Genomic DNA, 25780 nt, shown 5'->3' on the forward strand with positions numbered 1-25780 from the left:
AGGGGAAACAGTGAGCAGTTCTTTCGCACGAGCCGGGCAGCGGATCGCAGGTCGATTCGACCTCGTTTTTCCCTATGCCTATCAGCCACCTTTCGCGCATATTGCCTCCTGGGTTGCCCGCGACGCAGTCCTATCTCGGCAAGTACGGGCAATCGTTATTGATCCACAATCTCCGCTTGCTCGCCCAATTACTGACGCGGCACGGCGTGCGGCCTTGATCTCTGATCCGCACCTCGTTTCGATTATTCATGTCGTCGATCACGATGCCTTTGCGGTTATCACAGAAATTCCCCCGGGTTCTCCACTGAGTGCGCGGCTTGACGGCACGGCGCTGCCTCCGCAACAAGTACATGCCATCGTCGGCGAAGTATCTAATGCGATTGCCACGGGAGCACGCCGCGGAGTACGCCATCTGCAGTGCACTCCAGAAAATATCTACCTCACACGTGAAGGCGATGTCGTTCTAGATGGCCTGGGAATTGCTGCGGCGATGGCGCAAGCCGATACTGATAAATCCAGCCATGATCTCGACCGTGATGAAGCTCGCGGGCTAACCGTACTCACTGCGTGCCTGCTATGCGGAACGACTTTCCCGCCTCCAGCAGAGCATGATGACATCATTCAGCGTGCAGCACATAAAGATCTTCCTGAAGAGTTAGCTGACGTTCTCAACAGCGAAATCAGCGCAGATGGTCCCATTTCGCCGGTTGATTTCACTCGTCGGATTGTGCCTTGGGCAGCAATTGACGTTGCCCAGCTTCCTCCGCTGCACGAACCCGTCCTCGATGCTTTGAATACGCCCTCGGATCACGCATCCTTTGATGCTGTTTCACATCCACCGCTACCTGGCGTGGAGCACCCTTCGGCTAACGACGAGTTCGCTGAGAACGCGGGTGCTGAAGTAACTGCAACAGCGGAAACGGATGGCGGAGCACTAAATGCGAGCGCTTTAGAAAACAAGGAAATCGAGGCGGTAGCTGGGAGTAATGAAGCCTCTTTAGTGCCGCCGCCCCCGCCATCTGGGGAAAGTGATAGTGCCTGGGAAGATGGGGATGCCGAGGAAAACACGGAATTCTCTGCCGAGGGCGCAGCGGATGGCGCTTTACCGCAAGCCGCACAGATTTCCACATCTGAGGAAGATTCCTTGGAAACCGGCGACTTTTTCGAGCAGGATACCTTGGATGAACCGCTGGCAGCGTATTCAGATACTGACGCTGAGCCACTGGCTTCCTCCCGAGAAGAAGCCACTGAATTAATTGACGAAGTGCTCAACATTAGCCATGACGCAGATCTCTCGGAGGCTCCTCAATGGCCAGCTCTCCACGATAGCGCTGCCGCCGCGGTTTCCTCAGACGATGCCTCGGCGTCCGGTATGGCAGATCCGGAATATTCGACTTCCAGTGCTCCGGATAACGCTGTGGACGAATCCTCGTTTAACTCAGATTTACCGGCAGAATCTCTTGCCGAGGATACTGCTCTCTCCGATCAGGAAGCGACGGAGAATCTGCCTGAGTATGAACCAGCAGCAGTAGCTCCATCCGAGGAATCTTACGATAGTGAGGTACCTGCCGCAGCAGCAGAAGAAAATCTGCCTTATGAGCGCCATGATGCTGGCGAGCCGCATACGGCAGAGATTCCCGTCAGTGATTCCCCCGACGAAAACAACGATGATGAGCAGAGAGCAGCAGATAGCGAATCTACTGCAGAGGGTGGGCTTGTTGATGATTTCGCTGACGAGGAGCAGCCGGCAGATCCTGACGATGTGGTATCAGCCACCGATGCAGAGGTGACCACTCGTATCCCGCAGGCGCCACATCGGGTATCCGTATTTGGTGCAGGCAATTCCCCAACAGCGGCAGATCAGCATGGTGTCCCCGTTACCGCGTCGGATTCCTCCGGTTCTTCAGCTTCCTCTCCGGCGAAGAATCGTCCGTTCCCAGGGCCGCATGCCACCGCCGGTTATCACCAAGAGGCACAGCCGGCACGGGGATACCCAGATTTTCCTGCCGCTGCTAGCGCATCTCGACAGGCAGATCCGGCAACAGCGGGCGCAAGCAGAACGCACACCACCAAGGCGAAAACCTCGTCGCGCACTCCGACACAGGATCGCAAGTTCCGCGCCGAACTAATTGTTTTGCCGCTTTTCCTTATCATTGTGCTGATTTTGGGTGTGCTCGCACTGCAGCATTTGTTCGCGCCGTTCCACTCGGTTGACGTCAGTGAGCCGGAAGTTACCTCCGCACATAGCGAGCCCGCACCGGCACAGAATCCGCCACCAGCTCCGAGCGCGCCGCCGCAGATCGCCAAAGCAACCTTGGTGAATCCGGACGCCCAAAAGATCACCTCAGCCGACCCAGCGATTCAGGATAATCCGCAAACCGTCGGGCAAGCAATCGACGGAAACCCGCAAACTGCCTGGAAAACCTGGACGTATCAGGTAGCTTCAATGGCACCCAGCACCGGCCTTGGGCTATATATCGAATTGGCGCAACCAGCGACGATTACTGAGGTGACCTTAAACGTCAGCGGGCAAGGCGGTCATATCCAACTACGCGACACTGTGCCTAGCGCTCCCACGTCGGGCAAACTTCTCGGTGAATCCACAATTTCACCGACGACCACATTCAAACTAGCTGAGCCTTTTACCGGATCCGCGTTCCTGCTGTGGATTACTGAAATGCCGGTAAGCTCAGAAGGTACATTCCAATTCGTTCTCAACGAAGTCTCTGTGAAGTAACCGAAAGGACATCATGACTATCCATGACGTTGTTATCGTAGGATCCGGACCAGCCGGTTGGACGGCAGCCCTCTACACCGCCCGCGCTGGATTACAGCCAGTGATGTTAGCGGGAACGTTAAACGCCGGAGGCGCATTGATGACGACGACGGAAGTCGAGAACTTTCCTGGCTGGCCGGAAGGCATCATGGGCCCAGAGTTGATGGAAAAGTTTGAAGAGCAAGCCACCCGCTTCGGGGCAGATATGCGTTACGAGGACGCCATCGAACTGCGGTTAGCGGGTGACATTAAGGAAATCGTCACCGAATCTGAGACGTATCAGGCGCGCACAGTCATTTTGGCGCTCGGTTCGGAATATAAGAAATTGGGTGTTACGGGCGAGGAACGGCTATCCGGGCACGGCGTATCCTACTGCGCGACCTGTGATGGTTTCTTCTTCTCTGGTCAAGAAATCGCTATTGTTGGCGGAGGCGATTCCGCGGCGACTGAAGCCGAATTCCTTTCTCGTTTCGGATCAACCGTTCATCTCATCCATCGTCGAGATGAATTGCGGGCCTCACAGATTCTTGTTGATCGGTTAATGGCGAACGAAAAGATCGTCATTCACTGGAATACGGTGGTTGACGAAATCTGTGGCGAGGACGCTCTGGAATCCCTGGTATTGCGCGATACGGTAACGAATCAGACCAGCACCCTTGAGGTAAAAGGCTTATTTGTTGCTATCGGTCATGAACCGCGTTCAGCGCTTGTTGCGAATCAGCTTGAATGTAATCCGGCTGGCTATATTACTGTTAACGAGCCAACGACGCTCACCAGCGTTCCCGGCGTATTTGCCTGCGGAGACGTCGTTGATTTCCGTTATCAGCAAGCGGTTACCGCCGCCGGCTCGGGATGTAAGGCCGCTCTCGACGCGGAAATGTATTTAACGGAGAATTTTTCCCACAAATAACCCCTATCCTATGGTCGAAGCGTGTGAGGAGTGAGTAGATGGCGAATTCTGAAAATAACGGCGTAGTACGTGCATCGCACGAATCTCGCACCCGTCTTGACCCGTGGTTTGATCGCTATGCTGACCGCGCCCTAGGGATGCGCCAATCGGAAACTCGTTCCCTTTTCGCGGTTGCAAATCGCCCGGAAGTTGTTTCACTTGCTGGGGGAATGCCGAATATCTCAAGTCTACCTCTGGATTTTCTTGCCGATATGACGGCACAGTTAATACGGGACCGCGGTCCGCAGATATTGCAATACGGCAGTGGTCAAGGCGAAGAAGAGCTCCGTGAGCAAATTGTTGAGGTTATGCGCCCGGAAGGTATCCGTGCTCATCCGGACGACATCACTATCACAACCGGATCGCAACAGGCGCTCGATATCGTCACTCAGATTTTCATCAATCCTGGCGATGTTATCGTGGCAGAAGCCCCATCCTACGTGGGCGCACTCGGCGTTTTCCGAGCCTATCAAGCTAATGTGGTTCATGTTCCTTTGGATAAAGACGGTCTTATTCCTGAGGCCTTGGAAGAGACGCTAACAAAACTGGAACGCGAGGGGCGGGAAGTAAAATTCCTATACACTGTGCCGAATTTCCATAATCCGGCAGGTATTTCTATGTCCTTAGAGCGCCGCCCGCGCATCACAGAGATTTGTGCTCGCCACCACGTCCTCATTTTGGAGGATAATCCTTACGGAATGTTGGGATTTGACGATCAAGTCTACCCGCCACTGCAAACCTTTAATCCAGAGGGTGTGGTGTATTTAGGATCTTTCTCCAAGACGTTCGCCCCTGGCTATCGCGTCGGTTGGGCCCTTGCCCCGCACGCCGTCACGCAACGTCTCATTTTGGCAAATGAGAGTGCCGTGCTCTCGCCAACAAAGGTCGGGCAGCTATCGATTGCGCAATATTTGCGCACTTTCGATTGGATGTCCCAAATCAAAGAGTATCGCGGGATGTATCGGGAGCGGCGCGACGCAATGACGAATGCTCTTGCGAAGTATTTGCCGCAGTGTTCCTGGAATATCCCTCAAGGTGGGTTCTATACCTGGGTGAAAGTACCAGAAGGGATTGACGCGAAAGCAATGCTTCCCCGCGCAACCACGAATCTTGTCGCCTACGTATCAGGTACTGCTTTCTATGCTGACGGGCAAGGTTCTGACCATATGCGCCTGTCGTTCTGCTACCCGCCGCCGGAGCGAATCGAAGAGGGCGTTCGTCGTCTTTCTGTCGTATTGAAGAATGAACTTGAGACGATCACTATGTTCGGCACGCCACCCCGCAATGTTGATACTGGGGTTGAAACGCCGTTATCTAACCAGCAGTAACTCCTTCGGAGGGAGATTTTCATGAATCCGTTGACTGTCGCTGTTCTCGCCGGTGGTTTGACCCATGAGCGTGACGTGTCGCTCCACTCTGGCCGTCGTGTGGCTGAATCTTTGAAGAATTCCGGTATTCAGGTCAAGGTCTTAGACGTTGACGCGCAACTGTTACAGCGCCTTGACGCATTATCACCGGATGTCGTCTGGCCGCTTGTGCATGGCTCTATCGGTGAAGATGGCTCGTTGCAGGATTTGCTGGTTTTGGCTGGATACCCCTTTGTTGGTACGGAATCTTATGGCTGCCGTTTAGCCTCTGATAAATCGGTGGCTTCTGCCGTTTTATCGCGAGCACACATCAACGTGCCGGAATCAACTGCCTTACCGCAGACGCTTTTCCGTGAAGTGGGCGTATCCAATATCTTGAATTTAGTGGAAGAGCGCTACGATTTTCCGCTTGTCGTTAAACCCACGCGGGCGGGATCCTCAATGGGCCTATCCATCGTAACGGATCGGGCGCAACTGCCTGGCGCAATGGTGGACTGTTTTGCTTACGGAGATGTGGCGTTGATTCAGCAATTTATTGCTGGGCGTGAGTTTGGCGTTGCTGTTGCTGATCTGGGTGAGGGGCCAGTAGCTTTGCCGCCTGTTGAGGTGCGCGCCAGCGGTCTTTATGACTATGACGCTCGGTATAATCCTGGTCGAGTGGAGTATGTGATCTCGGAAGATACCTCCGATAGCGTTATTCGTAGCGTGCAGCAGATCGCAGAGGATGTTCATCGGGCGTTGGGTCTGCGCCATATTTCGCGTACTGACGTAATTGTTGATGATTCCGGGCAGGCTTGGTTTATTGATATTAATGTCGCTCCAGGCATGACGGAAACGTCAATCTTCCCGCAGGCAGCGGCGGCATTAGCTCGTCGTGAGGGGCGCTCTGTGGATGACGTCTACTTAGATATTCTCACTACTGCTGCCCGTACTTCTTAAAGACCGACGGGAAATACGCCGGCTTTGCATGCTCGGGCGTGTGGTTATAGCAGCGATTAGTAGCTGTTGTTCGAGGTAGCGGTATCCACCTGTTACAGGTATAACGGGTGACGCTTACTACCAGGTAACAGGTAGCCCTTACCAGGTTTCTCTGTATCACGTCATGTGGTGCTCATCAGCTATCTTTACACTGACAAGCATCACATGATCCGTTTTATCCTAAAAGTGGCTATCTTATTTTGTTGCGCTGAAGATATAGCTATTCCATGAGATCAACATGTTGTTCATTAATAGTGTCCAGGATACGGTTCAGATCCTCAATAGAGGCAAACTCAATCGCAATTTTTCCTTTCGTTGCTCCCATATTGATCTTCACTCTGGTATCGAAGCGGTCTGTGAGGCGCATTGCAAGCTCATTCAATTCAGCTTGATAGCGACCTCGGCGAACGCGCCGCACTCGTTCTTCTGCTCCGTCCTCGCCCAAAGCAACAATCTCTTCTACCTGGCGAACGGAAAGACTTTCAGCAACAATCCGTTGAGCGACTCGTTCCATAGCAGCCGGATCTTTCAAGCTGAGCAATGCGCGCGCATGCCCTGAAGAAAGAACGCCCGCGGCAACTCGGCGTTGAACAAGCGGAGGGAGCTTCAATAAACGCAAGGTGTTAGAGATTTGCGGTCGTGATCGAGCAATCCGACGGGAAAGTTCCTCTTGGGTACAGCCAAAATCCTCAAGAAGTTGTTGATATGCAGCAGCTTCTTCTAATGCGTTCAAATTGGATCTGTGGAGATTTTCCAAAAGAGCATCTCGGAGTAGGTCTTCGTCTTGAGTGTGGCGAATAATCGCAGGAATCTCCGTTTCTCCCGCGCGCTGTGTTGCCCGCCAACGGCGTTCACCCATCACTAATTCATAGCGAGCTTCTGGGTGTTCTGCGAGAGGAGCGGCTAATGGGCGAACAACTACTGGTTGTAATACTCCGACTTGCTGGATGGATTCAGCAAGTTCCGCAAGCTCAGATTCATCAAAGGTTTCTCGTGGTTGCCGTTGATTCGGCACAATCTCCCGGACGTCAAGGTACCCAAATGAAGCACCTGGAACAGGTACCAGTTGAGGAGTATCCGTCTGCATCCTTTGCGCATTATTGGTATCCGCGTTTGTATCTGTGGCGCTACCGGAACGCCCCTTTGGTTTTGCAATAGAGTGTTGGTCGGCTGAGGAAACAGACGAATTTACGCTAATATGCGTTTTATTTTCGTTTTTAGCTTCACGTTTTTCGTTAAGTGTTTTCACACTCAGGGAAGTGGTATGAGCAGACGAATGAGAGCTTGCCTCTCCTCCCTTACGAGATGAGCGAGAGCGCGAGGGCGTGCTCTTTTCGCTAGCAGTATCTTTCTTTCCTGCTTTTTCTTGGTCTGATTGCCTGCTTTGCGGATTCTCAATCGGTGTTTTTCTACTTTTCCGAGAATTGCGGAGATTCTTTTGTGTTGCTCTCGCTGTTTCCGTTTCGGCGGGCTCCTGCTCTGGATGAAGAGAACTTTCTGTATTTTCCGTTATTCCCTGCGTGGAGTTAGGGAAAGATGGATAGCTTTCATTGTCAGCAGTATGAGACTCATCTGCTGTTAATGCCTCCACACGCTGGCTATCGCGTTCTTTTTCATCATGAGAACTAAAAAAGACATCAATGGCCCTGTGTTTATGTTCGGTCTGTTCCTCTGGAAATAAAGATCCCAAACCTCGGCCAAGTACGCTTCGTTTTCCTGCCATTGATCTCTTACCCTTCATTTACCATGCCGCTATCTGATGAATCGTCTTCTGTCTGTGCACCGCGAACTGCTATTTCATACGCTGCCGCCAAGTAGGCAACAGCCCCGGATGATCGTGGATCATAGGTCATCACAGTTTGCTGATAACTTGGTGCTTCTGAAATTCGTACATTGCGGGGGATTTCAGCAGTCAGTGTCTGCTGCGGAAAATGTGACCGCACATCGGCGGCGACTTCCTGCGCGAGATTAGTCCGACGATCAAACATGGTCAACAAAATTGTTGAAATAATTAACTCAGGATTTGCACTGCGGCGAACAAGATCTACCGTATTCATTAATTGAGTTAATCCCTCAAGAGCGTAGTACTCTGTTTGAATCGGAATAAGAACTTCATGTGCCGCAACGAGAGAATTTAAGGTAAGTAATCCTAAGCTGGGTGGGCAGTCAATCAAAACATAATCACATTCGTTATCCTTTAGGTATTCGTTTACTGCTTCCTGTAAACGATATTCCCGACGCTCCTCCATCACCAAAAAAATTTCCGCTGAAGAAACATCAATAGATGAGGGAGCGACCAACAGACCTGAAACATCCGGACATGGCTGAATAACATCAGCTAATGTTTTTTCTCCGGTAATAACATCGTAAACAGAGGGGGTACCACTAGGATGTGATATTCCCAAAGCAGTGGAGGCATTACCTTGTGGATCAGCATCGATAACAAGGACTCGTAATTCTCCTTGTGCTAGGGCTGCTGCAAGATTTACAGTTGACGTTGTTTTTCCAACGCCACCTTTTTGGTTGGCAACCGTTATAACGCGGGTGGTTTTTGGCTGGGGGAACGTCTTATTAGATAACTGACGTAACATTTCTCGATCACGCAGCAACTCTGCCCCTAATGGTGATAAATCATCACTAAATTGCTGCGCGATACCATCGAAGCTCCTGTTATGGCGCGAACTATTACGACCATCCACTGTTGTACTCTCGCCCATGCTCTCTCCTTTAGTTAACGTCATAATCTTATACGAGATTCACAAGGACAGATTTTTCTTCCACACAAGTTCGTTTCACGTGAAACATGTGCGCATGCTCCGTCTACCCCAAGGAATACCGATAGTATTTTATGAAAAAGGAAGATAACAACGCCTATTGGAACCATAGACTAATACGCCACGATTTCGTGTTCCTGGTTTGTTTTTCCACCAAAACACGTATTGCTTATGAAGCACCGCCCTGCCATATATAAGCTCGTTTTTACTGTTAACCATCTTCAACAACACAGCTTTAGCATGTTCTTATCATAAATTGCTACAGACCTAGAATCCTCTTGTTTTGTTTTAGCAGGCATCGCATGGAAAATTCCTCATGTTCTCGCAACGTACACAGGCATCTGTTGTTACATCGCTTGATTTGTCATGCTGTCATGATAGCTAACCAAGAAGCACGTGGATTACATCTGTAAATATTTAGCGCTAAACACTCCTACTATATTTTCCTATAGCCAGAGATTTTGCATAACTAGGCATGGGATAGAGAGCTGGCTGGCACTGTGAAATAGAAGAGTTGTCGCGACAGGGGAGCAATCTAAAAACAGGGCTCTGTTTTCCTTACACTGTTCTAACCCTCATAGTTACATGTAAAGCTGGATAACAAATTTTGCCACCATGTTGTATCAAGAGAATAAATACCAACCCGCACTATGAATGTTTCACGTGAAACATTCATGTTACGAGACTTATATGCGTCAAAACACAGACGTGTTGAAGGAACAAAACAATCTGTCACTGCTTACAAATAGCAAAATCACTCGCAAGACATCATGCACATAGAAACAAGTACACATTATTGTTTCACGTGAAACATCTATAATCACATAGTCACAGGTTCACTATGCATTGGTCTATTAGCGCTTGCTGATCCAGTACTAAGTGCCCACACATTCTATATTGTGCTCAGAACGCAGACTATGAAAGTTCTGTGGAAAACACAGTATTCCTCTATGACTAATCTGCTAGAAATGTGCCGCACACAATTTTATTCCACAAAGGACTGCCTGAAGTTATATCGTGCCACTGGTATATAAAAGCAGAGTGGTATCTTTTCTGTGAATACACATCTTTTACATATAAACAACAGAATAAAACACGGCCAAATCAAGCATTATCACAACAATAACTGTGCCTGTTAACAAGCTCCACCAGACTCTGATCATCGTTTCACGTGAAACATATTTTCAAATAGAGATATGCTGAAGCGATCAGAAAAACAAAGCACGAAAACTTATCAGCTTGAACCTAGCTACTATGTTGTGAATGTGTGTTCAGAACACATGCTGCGCAATGCTAAACAGTTTACATATCCCGATAAGGACTGAATGAAATCTATTGATGAAAATAACCAGTATTAGTCAGAGTCCCACTTTCATCATGTCATGATGAAATCCATGACGAATCACATCGAGCCAGATGCTACTTTCCTAACTTCCACAATCCGCGTCGGTTCTTCTGATCCCCACACAAAAACGTTATGAATATCTACCCACTGTGCATCGTATTGGCGTAATTGTCGATCAGCTTCGTCAATCTCTAGTTCAGCTCGTTCACCTTTCAAAGCAACTAGAGATCCGCCAGGTTTAAGAAGTGGTAGCGTCCAGGGAACAAGTTTCTTTAGTGCAGCAACTGCCCGCGCTGTCACCACATCAACAGCATAGTTTGGCAACAATTCCTCTGCTCGCGAGCGTATCACTCGAACGTTATCAAGCTGAAGCTGCTCCTGAACATATCGTAACCACTGGATACGGCGATCCATTGAATCGATGAGATCGAAGTGGCATTGAGGCAAAACAATAGCTAGAGGAATACCTGGAAATCCTGCACCGGAACCTACATCAGCAATATCACCAGCAGTAGGCAAGAAATCTAGTGGCGCCAGAGAATTGAGGATATGCCGCGTCCAGATCCGATCAAGCTCTCGCGGACCGACAAGCCCTCGTTTCTCTCCCTCTGCTGTCAAAAAATCAGCAAAACGACATAGCTTCTCCCAGGTAGGAACACCAAAATGTTCAGCTCCGCCCTGTGGAGCAACTTCAGAAAACGTCATCTTGCAGTACCAATCCCTGACAGCAGACCGGATTTGCTGTTAGTTACTCGTCAGCATCCTCGTCACCAGATTCTGCCGACGGAATAGAATCGACTGAATCCACAGAATCTACTGAATTGGCAGAGTCAGACGATTCGCCAGATTCCACATATTCTTCAGGGCTGTTCTCCGTATCGTCGTATTCTTCATCTAAATCATCGGGAAGCGAGATAACAACATGACGATTTGGCCCTGTTCCCGAAGAGTCAGAAATTAACCCAGCCTTTGCAACTACGTCATGCACAACCTTGCGCTCAAAAGGATTCATGGGCTTCATGGAAACCGGCTCACCCGTCTCCTCAACGTGTTCAATTGCTTCTCTAGCAATTGCCGCAATCTCTTCACGATGCGCTGCCCGATAACCAAGAATGTCGAGCATCAACCGAGAACGCTCTCCGGTTTCTTGCTGAACAACCAAACGAGTGAGCTCCTGAAGCGCGTCAAGGGCTTCACCACGACGCCCGATCAACCGCTTCAGCCGTCGATCGCCGCCATCGTCCGAAACAATACCAACTGTTGCGCGGTCTGCTTCCACTCCGATCTCAATATCCCCATCAAGATCGGCAATATCGAGAAGCTCTTCGAGATAATCCGCGGCAATATCGCCTTCTTGATCCAGCTTATTCAGATGCTCTGGTTGCTTACTCATGATCGTCCTTCGAGATGATATAGCTTAAAAATTTCGATTTTTGCGGTTTTGCTGCTGGCGCTTTGCCTTAGCCGCTTTCTTTTCTTTCGAGCGCTGACGTTCAGCAAGCCGACGCTCATACCGTTTCCTCGCACGCTCCGCGTCAGTTAATCCGTCAATACCACGAACTTCCTCGTCGCTTTCTTCCGATACAGAATCGTTGTTCTGCTCAAAATCATTCACTGCAAACGGAGAATTCGCCGCTTTTCGTGCCTTCTTTGAACGGGCTTTACCCATCGGCTGTACGCGCTGCCCAGTTTGGAGAGAGGATGCCTCCGCGTCCTCCTCTGGCGGTAAACCTTTTTGAATACGCTTTTCCCGTAACTTTGCTTGACGCTTCTTGTATGCCACTGAACCAGGAGCAGGATTCGTGGTAATAAGCCACGTCTGCTGCCCAATCGTCCAGAAATTACCTGTTAACCAGTAGACCAGTACACCAACTTGGAAGAACGCACCAGAGAAAATGTAGATCAGCGGCATGCCATACAGCATGTACTTCTGCATCTTGTACGCCGGATTACTAGGATCCATAGCGGATTCTGGAAGATTCTTCGTCATGATCTGACGCTGAGTGAAGAACAGCGTAATAATCATCAAAGAAATGAGGATAACTGCAACGACGATAATCCGTGTCGGATGTGGATACCCGTGTGCCGTCCCGATAGCAGAGGACAGTGGCGCACCAAAGAACGTCGAGTGAGTAATATCTGACGCAATGCTTTGCTTAATTGGCCCGATAGCTTGCTTATTGCCAAGAGAAATAGGTAGCACAGAATTCAGCAAACGATACAGCGAGAAGAAAATTGGCATCTGAATCAGCGCCGGTAAACACGAAGCAAAAGGTGAGGTTCCGTGCTCCCGATACAGTGCCATCAGCTCCTCTTGCTGACGCTGCTTCGAAACCTGATCCGTCCGACCCTTGTATTTACGTTGAATCTTCTGAATCTCAGGGTTTAACTCTTGGCCTGCACGGCTCGCTCGAGTTTGCTTGTTGAAAAGAGGGATCGTCAGGGTACGAATAATGATCGTCATGCCAACAATCGACAAAACCCAAGCAGGACCGGATCCTTGTGAGAATCCAATAACGGTGAGGAGTTGATGAACTCCGTACAAAATCCAGGAAATTACCCAAACGATAGGGTAGAGGATCGTATCCACGCTAGTCTGTACTCCTACACTGCCCTGGGAGCATCCGCGCTGTCACACGTGACCGGATGATCAGGACCATTATTGTTCTCCTCATGCGCCCGACGCGCAATCAGTTCCTGATAACCTAACGGCTTCGTGGGCCACGCTCCGCGTTGCGGAACCCAATCCACACCACCCTTCGAAAACGGATTGCATCGAAGGATTCGCCAACCACCTAAAAGTGTACCTTTAATTGCGCCATGAATCTGAATTGCATCCACAACATACTGGGAACATGTTGGTTCGTAGCGACAACGACGGGGGAAAGCAACCGATATTCTGCGTTGATACCACCTGATAGCACCGATAATGCCGCGTGCGAAAAAGTTAGCCACAGATCCCCCATCGCACTAAGCATTTTTCGATGCTGTTTTGTAACTCCGACGAGGATGCCTTAGCCGCTGGGGGAAGCGCACGAATAACAACTCCGGAGATGGACTCTTCCGCCAATAATGGAAGGTATCCACGCATGATATGCCGAAGTTGGCGCGCCACCCGATGACGAACGACAGAGTTTCCAACCTTCTTGCTAACAGTGAAGCCGACCTCAAGGTCGGCTTCAGGCTCGTCATTGATATACATGACGAGGAGAGTATCTCCACAGCGCCGCCCGTGACGCATCGTTGTGGTAAAAACTTCTGAACGACGCATCCGGTTGGCCCTAGGTAACAACCAGCTCTCCCGGTTCGTATCTGTTTATGCAGACAGCTTTGCCCGCCCCTTACGGCGACGAGCAGCGAGAACTGCACGACCCGCGCGCGTGGACATACGCTTGCGGAACCCGTGAACCTTGGAACGCCGACGGTTATTCGGCTGGAAGGTACGCTTCGTAGTCATTGGTGACCACCTCATAGTTTCTGACGAATGTTCTTCGGTGCGCTGGTACAGCCCCAGCACACATGCCTACCTGACTCTACTGGAGTTTTTGGCATTCGGTCAATGAAGCATGTCCTCCGGTGATAGATATCTCAAGGCTTCCCGTCGATTATGAACCGTAGAAAAATTGTGACAATTCCAATTATGGCTTCCATCCACATCTGTGTGTAATTCTTTCTTCCCTTGTTTGAGGTGATACCGCGCCAAAAGCGCGAATAAATTACATGAATGTAATATCCACACCTGTGAGAAAGTCTGTGGAAAACTGTGCTGACTCTCCACACTTTTTCCTCTACTATGTTCGTGATATGCGAGAGAATCAGCGAAAGGATCGTCCATGACTGACGAATCGCCCGCCCGGGCAGCCTGGACAGCGGCAATCGAATTGCTTCGCGCACAAGGCCGTCTTTCGGACTCTCAAATAGCTTTTCTCCATCTTGCGCGACCCTTGGCCACGATGGATTCCGTGTTTATGATCGGCGTCGGATCAGACTTTGTTAAAGACTGGATCAACGAAAATGTTGCCGACATTATGCAAAAAACCCTGTCTGAAATCCTCGGTCGTGCCGTTCAGTTAACAATATCTGTGGATACTTCTCTTTCCGAGCAACCCATATCACAATCCTCTGCGACGCAGCCGCAGTGGATTTCTCCTTCCTCCACTGGTGAATCTTCCAGCACTCCACAGTCCAATACGCCAGAAACTTCCTCCACAGCCCATATATTTTCGTCTTTTTCCTCAAAGGAACAATTCTCCGACGAACCTAGATATAACGGAGAAGCGATAGATCCGTTCTCATCACAAAGCGTCGTCTCCTCTTCCGTTGCAGATAGCGCTAATGTGCATGAATCGCAGACTGACCGATCCTCATATTCGGCTTATTCTGAATATTCCTCCGACGAGCACTCAGAGGAAACACCGTCTTATCCGTATTCCCATCCGACATCTGTGGAATCCCTACAGCAGTCAGTTACTCACTCACGAGAACACCACCATAAAGAATCCACAACGGAAACATATTCCACAGAAGCATCGCAGAAACCGGAATTTCACCGAACAACCAACACCCTAAATCCACCGCCTCGGGTAGAGAGTAATAAATCTCAGTCGGATGCACATCTCAATCCGCGGTTTACCTTTGAAAACTTTGTTATTGGGGAATCAAACCGATTTGCCCATGCCACAGCACTAGCCGTAGCGGAAGCTCCCGGGTCAACATACAATCCGTTGTTTCTATATTCTGATTCCGGTATGGGTAAAACTCATCTGCTACATGCCATCGGAAATTACTACTTAAATCTCTTTCCTGGTTCAAAAGTGCTGTATGTCAGCTCAGAAGAATTCACAAATATGTTCATTAACGCGATGATGAACAACGAAGGGCATAACTTCAAGAATCGTTTCCGTTCTGTGGATATTTTGTTGATTGACGATATCCAATTCCTCTCGAATAAGGAGGGAACGCTTGAGGAATTCTTCAATACCTTCAACGCGTTAGCAACTGCTAATAAACAGATCGTCATTACTTCTGATGTTGCGCCTCGTCTCCTAGACGGATTTGAAGACAGGATGGTTTCGCGCTTCTCCTCAGGCATTGTGGCAAATATTGATTTACCTAACCTAGAAACACGTATTGCTATTTTGGAGAAGAAGGCCGCCGCTGAAAAATTCGATGTCCCGCGTGACGTTCTCGAATTTATTGCTTCGCGCATCACGACGAATGTGCGGGAAATGGAAGGTTCTCTCCGTCGAGTTGCCGCGTTCGCTGGTCTTTTCCACCAACCTGTTACCTTATCCGTTGCAGAAAACGCCTTAAAGGATATTATTTCTGATAGTTCTTCTATTACGGTTTCTGCCGCTCTTATCATGGCGCAAACAGCGAGCTATTTCAACGTTACAATTGACGACCTAAAATCCCCTGCTCGCACGCGCACCTTAACTCAACCTCGGCACATCGCAATGTATCTGTGCCGAGAGATGACGGATCTGTCGTTACCAAAAATTGCTGAAGTGTTCGATCGTCGCGATCACACAACGGTTTTGAACGCCATCCGAAAAATTGACGGTGTAATGGCAGAAAAACAAACCATTTTCAATCAGGTTACTGAGTTAATGGCGCGCATCAAACAAAGTGCAAAGAAGCAGTCACAGCTTGGCGAAAATTAAGATAAGCGCACACTCACTTCACAAAAGTGATATACGTTCTTGCTTTATTTTATATTCGTTTCTCTTTGGCACATCTAACCAATACGTCAAGATCGCTAAGATCTATACGAAATACCTTGGCATCTTCTGTGAGGTAGATACTCATCGTATATCCGAGAGTGTTGCTCTAATAAACAGCTATGCCCCGCACAGCATCCCGGTATAACTTTTTCCTTTTTATCTTGTTCATTATATGTGTTTTATTGCTGAGTAACTTTTCTTTTTCTGTGGAAAGATCTTTTCTCCTTGTGAACAAATACCATTCAAAAATGTCTCATCCACAAAAAAGACAGCTTATACACAGCAAATTACACTGTTTTGTTCACCTCTGTTTCGGCTTATTCTCAATAAAAAGAACTGTTATCCACGATATCCACATACCCTATTACAACTACTACTTAAGAATATTCCACGTCATGCTGCCATCGACTGCCGAATTATTGGGAACGAGGTAATCTAATCTGACTAGCTCACATCCAGCTAGCAACATAGAATAAATCTCAGTTACATAAGGAAAGTAGGTCGCGGTGAAACTAAGCGTTGATCATGACGTCTTCGCAGATGCAGTCACGTGGAATGCCCGAACAATTCCAAATCGTCCAGCTATTCCGGTATTAGCTGGAATGAGATTTATTGCCGAAGAAGACGGGCGAATTTCTCTTGGATCGCGGGATTCGGATGTTACCTCACACATTACATTTGATGGTGACGTTCAAGATCCAGGTGATATTCTCGTCAATGGAAAGTTGCTTGCTGAAATTGCTCGAGCACTACCGAATAACAAGGTTAATTTGACGGTAGATGGCGGAAAACTGGAAATTAAAGCGGGTTCAGCACAGTTTTCGATTAAAACGATGGCTCGGGAAGATTATTCGGAACTGCCTCAGATGCCACCAGTTATTGGAACAGTAGATGGTGCGGAGTGGGAACGAGCAGTATCCCAAGTCGGTATTGCGGCATCGCACGATGCAACCCTGCCCTTACTTTTGTCGATTTGTATTGAGATTGATGGGGATACCATCTCGTTGATGGCAACAGATCGTTTCCGGTTAACACTGCGAACAATCACATGGGAGCCAAAGGAAAGCGATATTTCCGCACGAATCCTTGTTCCTGCGGCACGATTGCTGGACGTCGCAAAATCATATGCGTCCTCGGGTCGTCTTGAATTATCGCTTGATCAAGAAGGCGGCACGGCAATGTTAGGCATTTCTGCTGCGGGCCGGCAAAACATGATTCAGTTGATAGATGGCGAATATCCGCAGGTAAGAGCGCTTTTTCCGGAAGAGGTTAACGGGAATGTAGTAATGAACCGGACGGAGTTTCTTGATGCGATCAAGCGAGCCCGCCTGGTTGTGGAAAAAGATGCCGCTGTGAAGTGTTCGCTTTCAGAATCATCGGTCACGGTAGAGGCTGGTCATGGTGATAAAGCGCAAGCATCAGAAACGATGGAGGCACAGCTAGAAGGGGAAGATATTACTATCTTCTTCTCACCGGAATACCTCCAAGCGGGGTTTGCCGTCATTGAAGAAGAAAATGTGCGAATCTCGTTTACCACGGCATCGAAGCCAGTGATTATGGTTGGGCAAGATAATGATGGAAAAGTTAATGATTCCTTCAAATTGTTGCTGATGCCAATTCGTACTTTCGTTTCGTAAGTCTCGTGTATTTAACAGATCTCGCGCTTAACGATTTTCGTTCATATGACGACGTCCTGCTTCATTTTGAGCCGGGCGTCGTCACCTTCGTTGGGGAAAACGGGCAAGGTAAGACGAATCTTGTTGAAGCAATCGCATATCTGGCGACCTTCACTTCACACCGAGTGGTTTCTGATACAGCATTAGTTCGCCAAAGTTGTTCTGCGGGCGTTGTTCGCGCAAAAGTTCGACGGGGGCACTCGGAAACCATTGTTGAAGTGGAAATATATGCTGGGCGAGCAAATAGAGCGAGAATAAATAGGGGCAATGTTCGCCCTGCCGAGGTTTTAGGAATTATCCGTTGCGTGGTTTTTGCTCCAGAAGATATTGATCTGGTTCGAGATGATCCAGCAGGACGAAGAAAATTCCTTGACACGTTGATGGTTCAGTTACGGCCAGGCCTGGCTGCCGTGAAATCGGAATATGACAAAGTATTGCGGCAACGGGGCGCATTACTAAAAACATTGGCGAAAAGTCGTCGGCGGGGAATGATTATTGATTACACGTCACTTGATATTTGGGATCAACAATTGGCGCGGCTTGGGGCACAGATTATCGCTGCCCGCGCGCAAATGATTCACGATTTACGACCTTTTGTTATGGATTATTACACCGACGTTTCTGGTGGTCGGGGTATTGCCCGAATTGATTATGCGGCAAATATTGATAAGCGCCTTGGTCGAGAGTTGCCCGATCCGGCACAGCGAACTGATCCTCAGGTCTGTGCACAACGTGATCTGTATGAGAACGAGCTGACGGATACCGTTTCCGTGGAAAAGAAATTACGAGAATTATTATCCACATGGCATGACGAGGAAATTGCTCGGGGTGTGAATCTCGTCGGCCCACATCGGGACGATCTGGAATTGACGCTCGGCTCACTACCAGCAAAAGGCTTTGCCTCACACGGAGAATCCTGGTCGTATGCGTTGGCTTTGCGTCTTGGAGCATGGGAATTATTGCGCCGACAAGCCGATGATGAAGACGATGAACCGATATTAATTCTGGATGACGTCTTTGCAGAGCTTGATACGCGCCGCCGAACCCGCCTTGCCGAAATTGTTACCCAAGCGCAGCAAGTTTTTGTTACGGCGGCCGTGGGAGACGATTTACCAGATTTAGGTGGGATAAGATTTCGCGTACATGCTGGTCACGTTGTTCAAGATAGCGATATTTCTACACAAGTGGAAAATGAGGGCACTCGGGAAAGATTCTCCGAACAGGCAGTGACGGAGAAGTGATAAGCAATGAAACCCCCAACATTTTCCCCCTCAGACACTGACGCGCAGCGCGGGCAACCCCGCAGTGCCACCGAAAAAAGGCGGCACAACAGGGATAGAGAAGAATTTGGCGATCTTCTTCCGATGAAATGTTTAGCGCGAGTGCGACAAATGGCTGCCGATCATGGATGGGTTCGTCGGCGATTAGAAAGCCAAAAACCCGTGTTACAGATCGAGCATATTAGTGATGTTTTTGTTCCCAGCCCCGGGCAAGAGGTTGGCTCTGGTGCGCACCCCTCGCAACGAGATCCGAAGATGCTCAGCGAGATTATGGAAATGGTCCTTTCCTCGCGCGGGTGGTCATCGCAGCTTGAGGTGGGATCTCTGATAAATCGTTGGGAGAGCTTAGTAGGCCCAGCAATCGCACAAAATTGTTGGATCGAAGAATTCTCTGATGACGGCATCCTGACCCTGCGAACACGAACAACCTCGTGGCATACCCAGATTAGAGCGCTACTCGCCATGCTGGATAAAAAGATTGCCACGGAAATCGGGGAAGGCGTGGTCAAAAAGATTGTGGTGAACGGGCCACATGTCCGTTCGTGGAAACACGGACGATATTCTGTGCCTGGGCGAGGACCGCGCGATACATACGACTAAATCCGAAATAAAAAGACCTCGTGTGTGTTTGTGCTGTGGGTGTTGCAACTGCTGTGGTGAAAGTCGAATAGCACCTGAAATTTGGGTAGAATGGTTCGGCACCCTGTTGCCGTAGGTTCCTACACATGCGGGCTTCTCTTCGTTCAGAGCGCTATGCGTGAGCGAAATAGAGATATGTGCCACACTTCTGAGCTCATCTTAGGAGATGGCGATAGATACTTCATGTGATCTTCGGTTGGGGATAACAAGTCAAGGAGATCAGCAAGCGTGGCAGATTTTGAGAACTCAGCGCCCAGTACGCCATCAGCCGGCACGTCGGCATCGGAAGAACCTAAACTCGGAACGGTATCTGCCGATCAAGCATACGATGCGTCGCAAATTACCGTACTTGATGGTTTAGAGGCCGTCCGTAAGCGTCCGGGCATGTACATTGGGTCAACCGGAGAACGAGGATTACACCATCTTGTCTATGAGGTTGTGGATAATTCTGTCGATGAATCGCTTGCTGGGTATTGTGACAACATCATCGTCACCCTGCTAGATAACGGTGGAGTGCGGGTTGAGGATAACGGGCGCGGAATTCCAGTTGATATTCACCCCACTGAAGGGTTGCCTGCGGTTCAAGTTGTTATGACGGTTTTGCACGCCGGCGGCAAGTTCGGAACGGGCTCGTATGCGGTTTCCGGTGGTTTGCATGGCGTGGGCGTCTCCGTCGTAAACGCATTATCCACGCGAATGGATACCATTGTTAAGCGCGACGGCTTTGTCTGGCGGATTTCGTATGAGAACGGCGTCCCCGTCAGCCCTCTAGAAAAAGGCGAAGCCACCGAAGAAACCGGAACAACTCAGACTTTCTGGGCTAATCCCGAGATCTTTGAGACGGTGGAGTATGACTTTGAAACCCTGCGCCATCGCTTGCAGCAGATGGCATTTTTGAACAAGGGTCTGCGGATTACCTTGGTTGATGAACGTCAAGGTGCTGTTGGCGAAGGGGAAGAAGTTACTGGCTCGGAAACGACGAAGCCTGGTAAGCGCGAGGTCAGCTACCGTTATGAGGGCGGCTTGCAAGATTATGTGCGCCACCTGGTGAAAACCCGCAAAGCTGATCCGTTACACGACGAGCCGATCTATTTCGAAGCAGAATCGAACGACGAACAGAACAAGATCTCCGTGGAAGTCGCGATGCAATGGACGTCGGCATATTCAGAAACGCTGCACACCTTTGCCAATACGATCAACACCACCGAGGGCGGAACGCATGAAGAAGGTTTCCGCACAGCTCTGACCTCCGTCATTAACAAATATGCTCGCGATAAAAACATCTTGAAAGATAAAGATCCAAATCTTTCTGGTGAGGATATTCGCGAAGGGTTGACGGTTGTGCTCTCGGTCAAACTTGGAGAGCCACAGTTTGAGGGGCAGACGAAAACAAAACTTGGCAACACCGAGGCTCGCACCTATGTTCAGCAGCAGACCTATGCACAGCTAACAGACTGGTTAGATATGCATCCCTCGGAGGCGCGCGACGTAATCCGCAAAGCAATGCAGGCATACTCTGCTCGTCTTGCCGCGCGAAAAGCCCGCGAAGCAACGCGCCGCAAATCTGTGCTGGAATCTGCAGCAATGCCAGGAAAATTGAAGGACTGCACCTCACGTGATCCCCGCGAATGTGAAATTTTCATTGTAGAGGGTGACTCGGCTGGTGGCTCTGCCGTTAATGGTCGAGATCCGCATAATCAAGCCATTATGCCGATTCGAGGCAAGATTTTGAATGTCGAAAAGGCGCGGTTGGATCGCGCACTCTCCTCAGATACTATTCAGAACCTCATCACTGCGTTTGGAACTGGCGTGGGCGAGGATTTCGACATTGAGAAACTGCGCTATCACAAGATTGTTTTCATGGCCGACGCTGATGTGGATGGTCAGCATATCGCAACCTTGTTGTTGACTTTGGTGTATCGGTATATGCGTCCTTTGGTAGAAGGTGGGTACATATATCTGGCAATGCCACCGCTATATCGCATTAAATGGACGAATTCCGCGCACGAATACGTGTTCTCTGATGAACAGCGCGACGACGCATTAGCGGCGGGATTGGAAGCTGGAAAGACTTTGCCAAAAGCTGAAGGGCAGGGCATCCAGCGATATAAAGGTTTGGGTGAAATGAATGATTCTGAATTGTGGGATACCACTATGAACCCACAAACTCGGATTCTTAAACGAGTCACCATCGGGGAAGCGGCTGCAACGGATGAAGCCTTTTCCATTCTCATGGGCGAAGACGTTTCGGAACGTCGCTCTTTTATTCAGCGCAACGCTCGAGACGTGCGATTCCTCGACATCTAAAGCAGCTAAGGGACGATCGTGAACGAAAAGACAACACCAGAAAACTCAAACAGTATTCACGGCGCTATCAAAGAGGTTGATCTCCAGCGCGAAATGGAGACGTCCTACCTCGACTATGCGATGTCAGTGATTGTGGGGCGTGCGCTCCCGGATGTGCGCGACGGGATGAAACCCGTCCACCGTCGCGTCATCTATGCGATGTGGGATGGCGGATATCGGCCGGATTCATCCTTCTCAAAGTCAGTGAAAATCGTTGGCGACGTGATGGGAAACTATCACCCGCACGGTGATGCGGCAATCTATGACACGATGGTGCGCCTCGTCCAGCCGTGGAATATGCGTTACCCCCTTGTTGCTGGGCAGGGAAACTTTGGTACGGCTGGTGATCTTGGGGCGGCAGCGCCACGATACACCGAAGCGCGCATGGCACCATTAGCCGTCGAAATGATTCGTGATATTCACGAAGATACGGTTGATTTTCAGCCAAATTTTGATGGTTCTGTCAAAGAGCCGGTGGTGTTGCCAGCACGAATTCCTAACCTGTTGATTAACGGGTCAGAGGGCATTGCTGTGGGTATGGCAACCCGAATCCCGCCACATAATCTACGCGAAGTTATCTCCGGTGCGCAGTGGTACCTAGAAAATCCAGATGTTTCCCGTGAGGTATTGCTAGAAGAGCTGATGAAGCGCATCTCTGGTCCGGATTTCCCCACGGGCGCAGTCATCCTTGGTTCAAAAGGAATCGAGGATATGTATCGCACTGGTCATGGCTCAATTGTGCAGCGGGCAGTCGTTGATATTGAAGAAATCAACGGACGCCAATGCTTGGTGGTGACGGATCTGCCCTTCCAGGTTAATCCAGATCGGCTCCTGGATAAGATGGTTGAGGGGATTAAGGACGGTCGATTGCCGGGTATCGCTGATATTCGCGATGAATCCTCCGGTCGTGCCGGTCAGCGTATCGTCATTGTTCTCAAGCGCGATGCGGTACCGAAAGTTGTCCTCAATAACCTGTTTAAGCACACCCAAATGCAGAACAACTTTCCGGCAAATATGCTCGCTTTGGTTGACGGTGTGCCGCGAACACTATCCCTAGATGGATTTATTCATCATTGGGTGCAACATCAAATTGAAGTCATTCGTCGTCGTACTGAATATCGGTTACGTAAGACGGAAGAGCGCCTCATGATTTTGGAGGGCCTCGTTCGAGCCTTAGATATGCTTGATGAGGTCATTGCGTTGATTCGCCGCTCTCCAACAGCGAATGAAGCCCGTTTGGGATTGATTGATCTGCTAGACATCAACGAAATCCAGGCAGATCATATTCTGGCAATGCAGTTACGTCGGTTAGCCGCGCTGGAACGCCAAAAGATCATTGACGAACGGGAAGAAAAGATCGCGTTGTGCCGGGATTATCGAGATATTCTGGCAAAGCCGGAGCGGCAACGAGCGATTATTTCTGAAGAGCTACAGGAAATCGTGGATCGTCACGGGGATGATCGCCGTACTGTTATTTTGCCGTTTGACGGGGAAATGAGCGAGGAAGACCTCATTCCTGAGGAAGACGTCGTCGTTACCCTCACCCGCTCTGGATTCATAAAGCGCACCAAGGTTTCGGAGTACCGTGCTCAACGACGCGGTGGAAAGGGCGTGAAGGGGGCAACCTTGCGCAGCGATGACGTGGTAGAACACATGGGCATCGCCTCCACGCATGATTGGCATTTATTCTTCACGAACCTTGGTCGGGTGTATCGGGTAAAGGGTTACGAGATTCCAGAAGGATCGCGGGAATCGAAAGGGCAACACGTTGCGAATGTGTTGGCCTTGCAGCCCGGAGAACAGATTGCGTCGGCTATTACGTTGCGATCTTATGATCAGGCGCAGTATCTGGTGTTGGCGACGGAAGATGGCCTTGTTAAGAAGAGTCCTCTCGCTGACTATGATTCATCTCGCACGGGCGGGTTGATTGCGATTAAACTGCGGGAACGCTCGGACGGTTCTTCCGATCAACTGGTATCGGCTCGATTGGTTGATGATGTTGACGACATCCTCTTAGTCTCTAAGAAAGGTCAATCCCTGCGGTTCACAGCAACCGATTCAGCTTTGCGCCCGATGGGACGCGGTACCTCGGGTGTGACCGGAATGAAGTTCCGTGCCGGTGATAGTTTGCTGAGCATGGTGGTTATTCCGGCAGGAGCAGACGCAGAAGTCTTTGTGGTTACTGCTGGTGGTTTTGCGAAGCGCACGAAGGTTTCTGAATACCGTGTGCAGGGTCGTGGTGGCCTGGGCATTAAGGTGGCAAATTTGGTCGAGGAGCGCGGTGATTTGATCGCAGCGCTGATTACTCAGCCAAATGATGAGGTTATTGTCATCATGCAAAACGGGAAAGTCGTCCGTTCTGCGGTTGCCGAGGTTAATCTCACGGGGCGTAATACTCAGGGTGTGACCTTCGTTAAGCCAGATTCGGATGATCGGGTAATTGCAGTTGCCCCGCACTTTGAAGAAAAAGACGAAGAATCTGATGAAGCAGATGATACCGAACAGGTTGAGCAGAGTGCTGACGTGGAATCTGAATCAGAAAACAGTGAACAACCATCTGAGCAAAATGCGGAGCAGGCAACATCTCCTGTTGGAGAAGAATGAGACAAACAATGAGTGGGTAGCTGCCATGTGTGGCTACCCACTCACATAAGAGACGAAAAGATATAGGGAACCCAAGGGAAATCAGATAAGATCACCCGCAGGAACCATCATGTGACGATGTAAACAAGGTAGCATCGTCGTGAACGAACCAAATAACGGAGAACGCGATGAGTAATACCAGCACTGCTTTTGAGGACACGCAAAACGAAGAGCCGGAAGTTGCTCCTGCTCGCCAGGACGTCGGTATTCGTCGTGTGCGAATGACTATTTCGCGAGTTGATCCTTGGTCAGCATTGAAGCTGTCGTTCTTACTATCCGTTGGAATCGGCATCATGATCGTGATTGCAACCATCGTTTTGTGGTTTGTTTTGGATTCAATGCATGTCTGGGCGCGCATCGATGATTTATTGGTGACTCTGAACTCTAAGGATCTTCTTGAGCTGGGTCAGTTCATGGAATTTGGTCGCGTGGTTTCTTTTGCCGTGGTGGTGGGAGTTATTGAGATTGTGCTGTTCACCGCTTTAGGTGGCGTGCTCGCCTTGCTGTACAACGTCGTTTCCATGCTGGTTGGTGGTTTATATATCACAGTGACGGATGAATAAGCTCACGAAAAACGTCATCTTATCCGGTGAAAATGTGATGTGCATTGCTTGGTGATTATGTGGTTTGAATGTTCCTGGCAAGATGCGTTAATCTGAACCAGCATTGAGAATGCATCCGGGCGTATAGCTCAGTCGGTTAGAGCGCCACACTGATAATGTGGAGGTCGGTGGTTCGAGTCCACCTACGCCCACGGAAGATCGGAGGGTGAGATGGTGAAGAAACTTTTCATCACACTCCTTGCCCTTGCCGGTGGTTATGGTTTATTCCTGGCCATTATGGATCGGCATCAGCGTCACGTGGTTTGGCATGAGGTCACAGATTCAGTCGATCATTCCTGAGGGCTTTTCCGAGCAGCTTGTTGTTGCGATCTCGGGGCTATGGCGCAATTGGTAGCGCACCTGCTTTGCAAGCAGGGGGTTACGGGTTCGAGTCCCGTTAGCTCCACTACACATCCCGTGTTTTTCCGGTTTGACCAGGGAAGATACGGGATTTTTTGTTACCCTGTAAAAACTCTATTCCCCCCATAGTTTCCCCCATAAAGCGTGCTTGAAGTATAAACTCCCAGCTATCTGGTCAAGCCGTTCGCCCGTTTACGGGTTATAGGACAAAATGTGTTGCTATTTTTCGGGTTTTTCGTTGTGTTGATGCGCGAAAGTGGGGGTTTTAGTTGGTTGTAGTCAACTAATTGGTCGGACAAATTGTGTTGCTTTTGTCGGGATT

The 25780-nt window shown here is 49.6% G+C and carries 20 protein-coding genes and 2 tRNA genes; 14 read left to right on the plus strand and 8 right to left on the minus strand.

From position 1 onward, the window contains the following. The first annotated feature begins 10 nt into the window (after positions 1-10). The 4 genes from ACLHIJ_RS08355 to ACLHIJ_RS08370 are packed head-to-tail and all read left to right on the plus strand — an operon-like array spanning position 11 to position 6031. Positions 11-2737, plus strand: coding sequence for a hypothetical protein (locus tag ACLHIJ_RS08355; protein WP_411298913.1), 2727 nt, complete (start codon positions 11-13; stop codon positions 2735-2737). A gap of 13 nt (positions 2738-2750) precedes the next feature. Continuing rightward, on the plus strand, positions 2751-3686 hold the full coding sequence (trxB, locus tag ACLHIJ_RS08360; protein WP_411297209.1) for a thioredoxin-disulfide reductase: 936 nt from the start codon (positions 2751-2753) through the stop codon (positions 3684-3686). Positions 3687-3724: 38 nt separating this feature from the next. Continuing rightward, the gene (locus tag ACLHIJ_RS08365; protein WP_411297210.1) at positions 3725-5053 is read left to right on the plus strand and encodes a PLP-dependent aminotransferase family protein; all 1329 of its coding nucleotides are present in this window, start codon (positions 3725-3727) and stop codon (positions 5051-5053) included. Between the two features lie 21 nt (positions 5054-5074). Beyond that, positions 5075-6031 (plus strand): ATP-grasp domain-containing protein, encoded by a 957-nt coding sequence (locus ACLHIJ_RS08370; protein ID WP_411298914.1) that lies wholly within the window; start codon positions 5075-5077, stop codon positions 6029-6031. A 259-nt stretch (positions 6032-6290) separates the two neighbouring features. On the opposite strand, the gene ACLHIJ_RS08375 is transcribed toward ACLHIJ_RS08370, so the two are convergent. The 8 genes from ACLHIJ_RS08375 to rpmH form a co-directional block, all read right to left on the minus strand. Continuing rightward, on the minus strand, positions 6291-7793 hold the full coding sequence (locus tag ACLHIJ_RS08375; RefSeq protein ID WP_411298915.1) for a ParB/RepB/Spo0J family partition protein: 1503 nt from the start codon (positions 7791-7793) through the stop codon (positions 6291-6293). Between the two features lie 7 nt (positions 7794-7800). Beyond that, entirely contained in the window at positions 7801-8787 is a 987-nt protein-coding gene (locus tag ACLHIJ_RS08380) for a ParA family protein (RefSeq protein WP_411297213.1), read from the minus strand. A gap of 1459 nt (positions 8788-10246) precedes the next feature. Beyond that, complete coding sequence (gene rsmG / locus ACLHIJ_RS08385; protein WP_411298916.1) at positions 10247-10894, minus strand: 16S rRNA (guanine(527)-N(7))-methyltransferase RsmG; 648 nt, start codon at positions 10892-10894, stop codon at positions 10247-10249. 43 nt (positions 10895-10937) lie between these two features. After that, the gene (locus ACLHIJ_RS08390) at positions 10938-11582 is read right to left on the minus strand and encodes a protein jag (RefSeq protein ID WP_411298917.1); all 645 of its coding nucleotides are present in this window, start codon (positions 11580-11582) and stop codon (positions 10938-10940) included. 24 nt (positions 11583-11606) lie between these two features. Next, positions 11607-12779 carry a membrane protein insertase YidC gene (yidC, locus tag ACLHIJ_RS08395; RefSeq protein WP_411298918.1) on the minus strand — a complete coding sequence of 391 codons (1173 nt, stop codon included), beginning with the start codon at positions 12777-12779 and terminating at the stop codon, positions 11607-11609. A 14-nt stretch (positions 12780-12793) separates the two neighbouring features. Beyond that, positions 12794-13144: a membrane protein insertion efficiency factor YidD gene (gene yidD, locus ACLHIJ_RS08400; protein WP_411297217.1), complete on the minus strand. Its 351-nt coding sequence runs from the start codon at positions 13142-13144 to the stop codon at positions 12794-12796. Next, entirely contained in the window at positions 13137-13481 is a 345-nt protein-coding gene (rnpA, locus tag ACLHIJ_RS08405) for a ribonuclease P protein component (protein WP_411298919.1), read from the minus strand. Before rnpA ends, yidD begins: the two co-directional genes overlap by 8 nt. A gap of 24 nt (positions 13482-13505) precedes the next feature. Continuing rightward, the gene (rpmH, locus tag ACLHIJ_RS08410; protein ID WP_411297219.1) at positions 13506-13646 is read right to left on the minus strand and encodes a 50S ribosomal protein L34; all 141 of its coding nucleotides are present in this window, start codon (positions 13644-13646) and stop codon (positions 13506-13508) included. Between the two features lie 376 nt (positions 13647-14022). Between rpmH and dnaA the strand changes: the two genes are divergently transcribed. The 10 genes from dnaA (at position 14023) to ACLHIJ_RS08460 (ending at position 25504) form a co-directional block, all read left to right on the plus strand. Beyond that, positions 14023-15852 (plus strand): chromosomal replication initiator protein DnaA, encoded by a 1830-nt coding sequence (gene dnaA / locus ACLHIJ_RS08415; RefSeq protein WP_411298920.1) that lies wholly within the window; start codon positions 14023-14025, stop codon positions 15850-15852. A gap of 566 nt (positions 15853-16418) precedes the next feature. After that, positions 16419-17549, plus strand: a complete 1131-nt coding sequence (dnaN, locus tag ACLHIJ_RS08420; RefSeq protein WP_411298921.1) for a DNA polymerase III subunit beta — start codon at positions 16419-16421, stop codon at positions 17547-17549. A 5-nt stretch (positions 17550-17554) separates the two neighbouring features. Then, on the plus strand, positions 17555-18829 hold the full coding sequence (gene recF / locus ACLHIJ_RS08425) for a DNA replication/repair protein RecF (RefSeq protein ID WP_411298922.1): 1275 nt from the start codon (positions 17555-17557) through the stop codon (positions 18827-18829). Between the two features lie 150 nt (positions 18830-18979). Next, positions 18980-19468 carry a DUF721 domain-containing protein gene (locus tag ACLHIJ_RS08430; RefSeq protein ID WP_411297223.1) on the plus strand — a complete coding sequence of 163 codons (489 nt, stop codon included), beginning with the start codon at positions 18980-18982 and terminating at the stop codon, positions 19466-19468. A 267-nt stretch (positions 19469-19735) separates the two neighbouring features. Then, the gene (gyrB, locus tag ACLHIJ_RS08435) at positions 19736-21814 is read left to right on the plus strand and encodes a DNA topoisomerase (ATP-hydrolyzing) subunit B (protein WP_411298923.1); all 2079 of its coding nucleotides are present in this window, start codon (positions 19736-19738) and stop codon (positions 21812-21814) included. Positions 21815-21907: 93 nt separating this feature from the next. Beyond that, positions 21908-24457 (plus strand): DNA gyrase subunit A, encoded by a 2550-nt coding sequence (gene gyrA / locus ACLHIJ_RS08440; protein WP_411298926.1) that lies wholly within the window; start codon positions 21908-21910, stop codon positions 24455-24457. 167 nt (positions 24458-24624) lie between these two features. After that, positions 24625-25059 carry a DUF3566 domain-containing protein gene (locus ACLHIJ_RS08445; RefSeq protein ID WP_411297225.1) on the plus strand — a complete coding sequence of 145 codons (435 nt, stop codon included), beginning with the start codon at positions 24625-24627 and terminating at the stop codon, positions 25057-25059. A 117-nt stretch (positions 25060-25176) separates the two neighbouring features. Beyond that, positions 25177-25250, plus strand: a tRNA-Ile gene (locus ACLHIJ_RS08450). 19 nt (positions 25251-25269) lie between these two features. Further along, the gene (locus ACLHIJ_RS08455; protein ID WP_411297226.1) at positions 25270-25398 is read left to right on the plus strand and encodes a hypothetical protein; all 129 of its coding nucleotides are present in this window, start codon (positions 25270-25272) and stop codon (positions 25396-25398) included. Between the two features lie 33 nt (positions 25399-25431). After that, positions 25432-25504 (plus strand) — tRNA-Ala (locus ACLHIJ_RS08460). Positions 25505-25780: the final 276 nt, after the last annotated feature.

Origin of the sequence: Trueperella sp. LYQ141 (genome assembly GCF_046599555.1) — a bacterium.
GTDB lineage: Bacteria > Actinomycetota > Actinomycetes > Actinomycetales > Actinomycetaceae > Trueperella.

What these genes read in the sequence shown, in the direction of transcription:
- trxB (WP_411297209.1), top strand. Translation starts at nt 2,751, where the DNA reads ATGACTATCCATGACGTTGTTATCGTAGGATCCGGACCAGCCGGTTGG.
- ACLHIJ_RS08365 (WP_411297210.1), top strand. Translation starts at nt 3,725, where the DNA reads ATGGCGAATTCTGAAAATAACGGCGTAGTACGTGCATCGCACGAATCT.
- ACLHIJ_RS08370 (WP_411298914.1), top strand. Translation starts at nt 5,075, where the DNA reads ATGAATCCGTTGACTGTCGCTGTTCTCGCCGGTGGTTTGACCCATGAG.
- ACLHIJ_RS08375 (WP_411298915.1), bottom strand. Translation starts at nt 7,793, where the DNA reads ATGGCAGGAAAACGAAGCGTACTTGGCCGAGGTTTGGGATCTTTATTT.
- ACLHIJ_RS08380 (WP_411297213.1), bottom strand. Translation starts at nt 8,787, where the DNA reads ATGGGCGAGAGTACAACAGTGGATGGTCGTAATAGTTCGCGCCATAAC.
- rsmG (WP_411298916.1), bottom strand. Translation starts at nt 10,894, where the DNA reads ATGACGTTTTCTGAAGTTGCTCCACAGGGCGGAGCTGAACATTTTGGT.
- ACLHIJ_RS08390 (WP_411298917.1), bottom strand. Translation starts at nt 11,582, where the DNA reads ATGAGTAAGCAACCAGAGCATCTGAATAAGCTGGATCAAGAAGGCGAT.
- rpmH (WP_411297219.1), bottom strand. Translation starts at nt 13,646, where the DNA reads ATGACTACGAAGCGTACCTTCCAGCCGAATAACCGTCGGCGTTCCAAG.
- dnaA (WP_411298920.1), top strand. Translation starts at nt 14,023, where the DNA reads ATGACTGACGAATCGCCCGCCCGGGCAGCCTGGACAGCGGCAATCGAA.
- ACLHIJ_RS08430 (WP_411297223.1), top strand. Translation starts at nt 18,980, where the DNA reads ATGGCTGCCGATCATGGATGGGTTCGTCGGCGATTAGAAAGCCAAAAA.
- gyrA (WP_411298926.1), top strand. Translation starts at nt 21,908, where the DNA reads ATGGAGACGTCCTACCTCGACTATGCGATGTCAGTGATTGTGGGGCGT.
- ACLHIJ_RS08445 (WP_411297225.1), top strand. Translation starts at nt 24,625, where the DNA reads ATGAGTAATACCAGCACTGCTTTTGAGGACACGCAAAACGAAGAGCCG.
- ACLHIJ_RS08455 (WP_411297226.1), top strand. Translation starts at nt 25,270, where the DNA reads ATGGTGAAGAAACTTTTCATCACACTCCTTGCCCTTGCCGGTGGTTAT.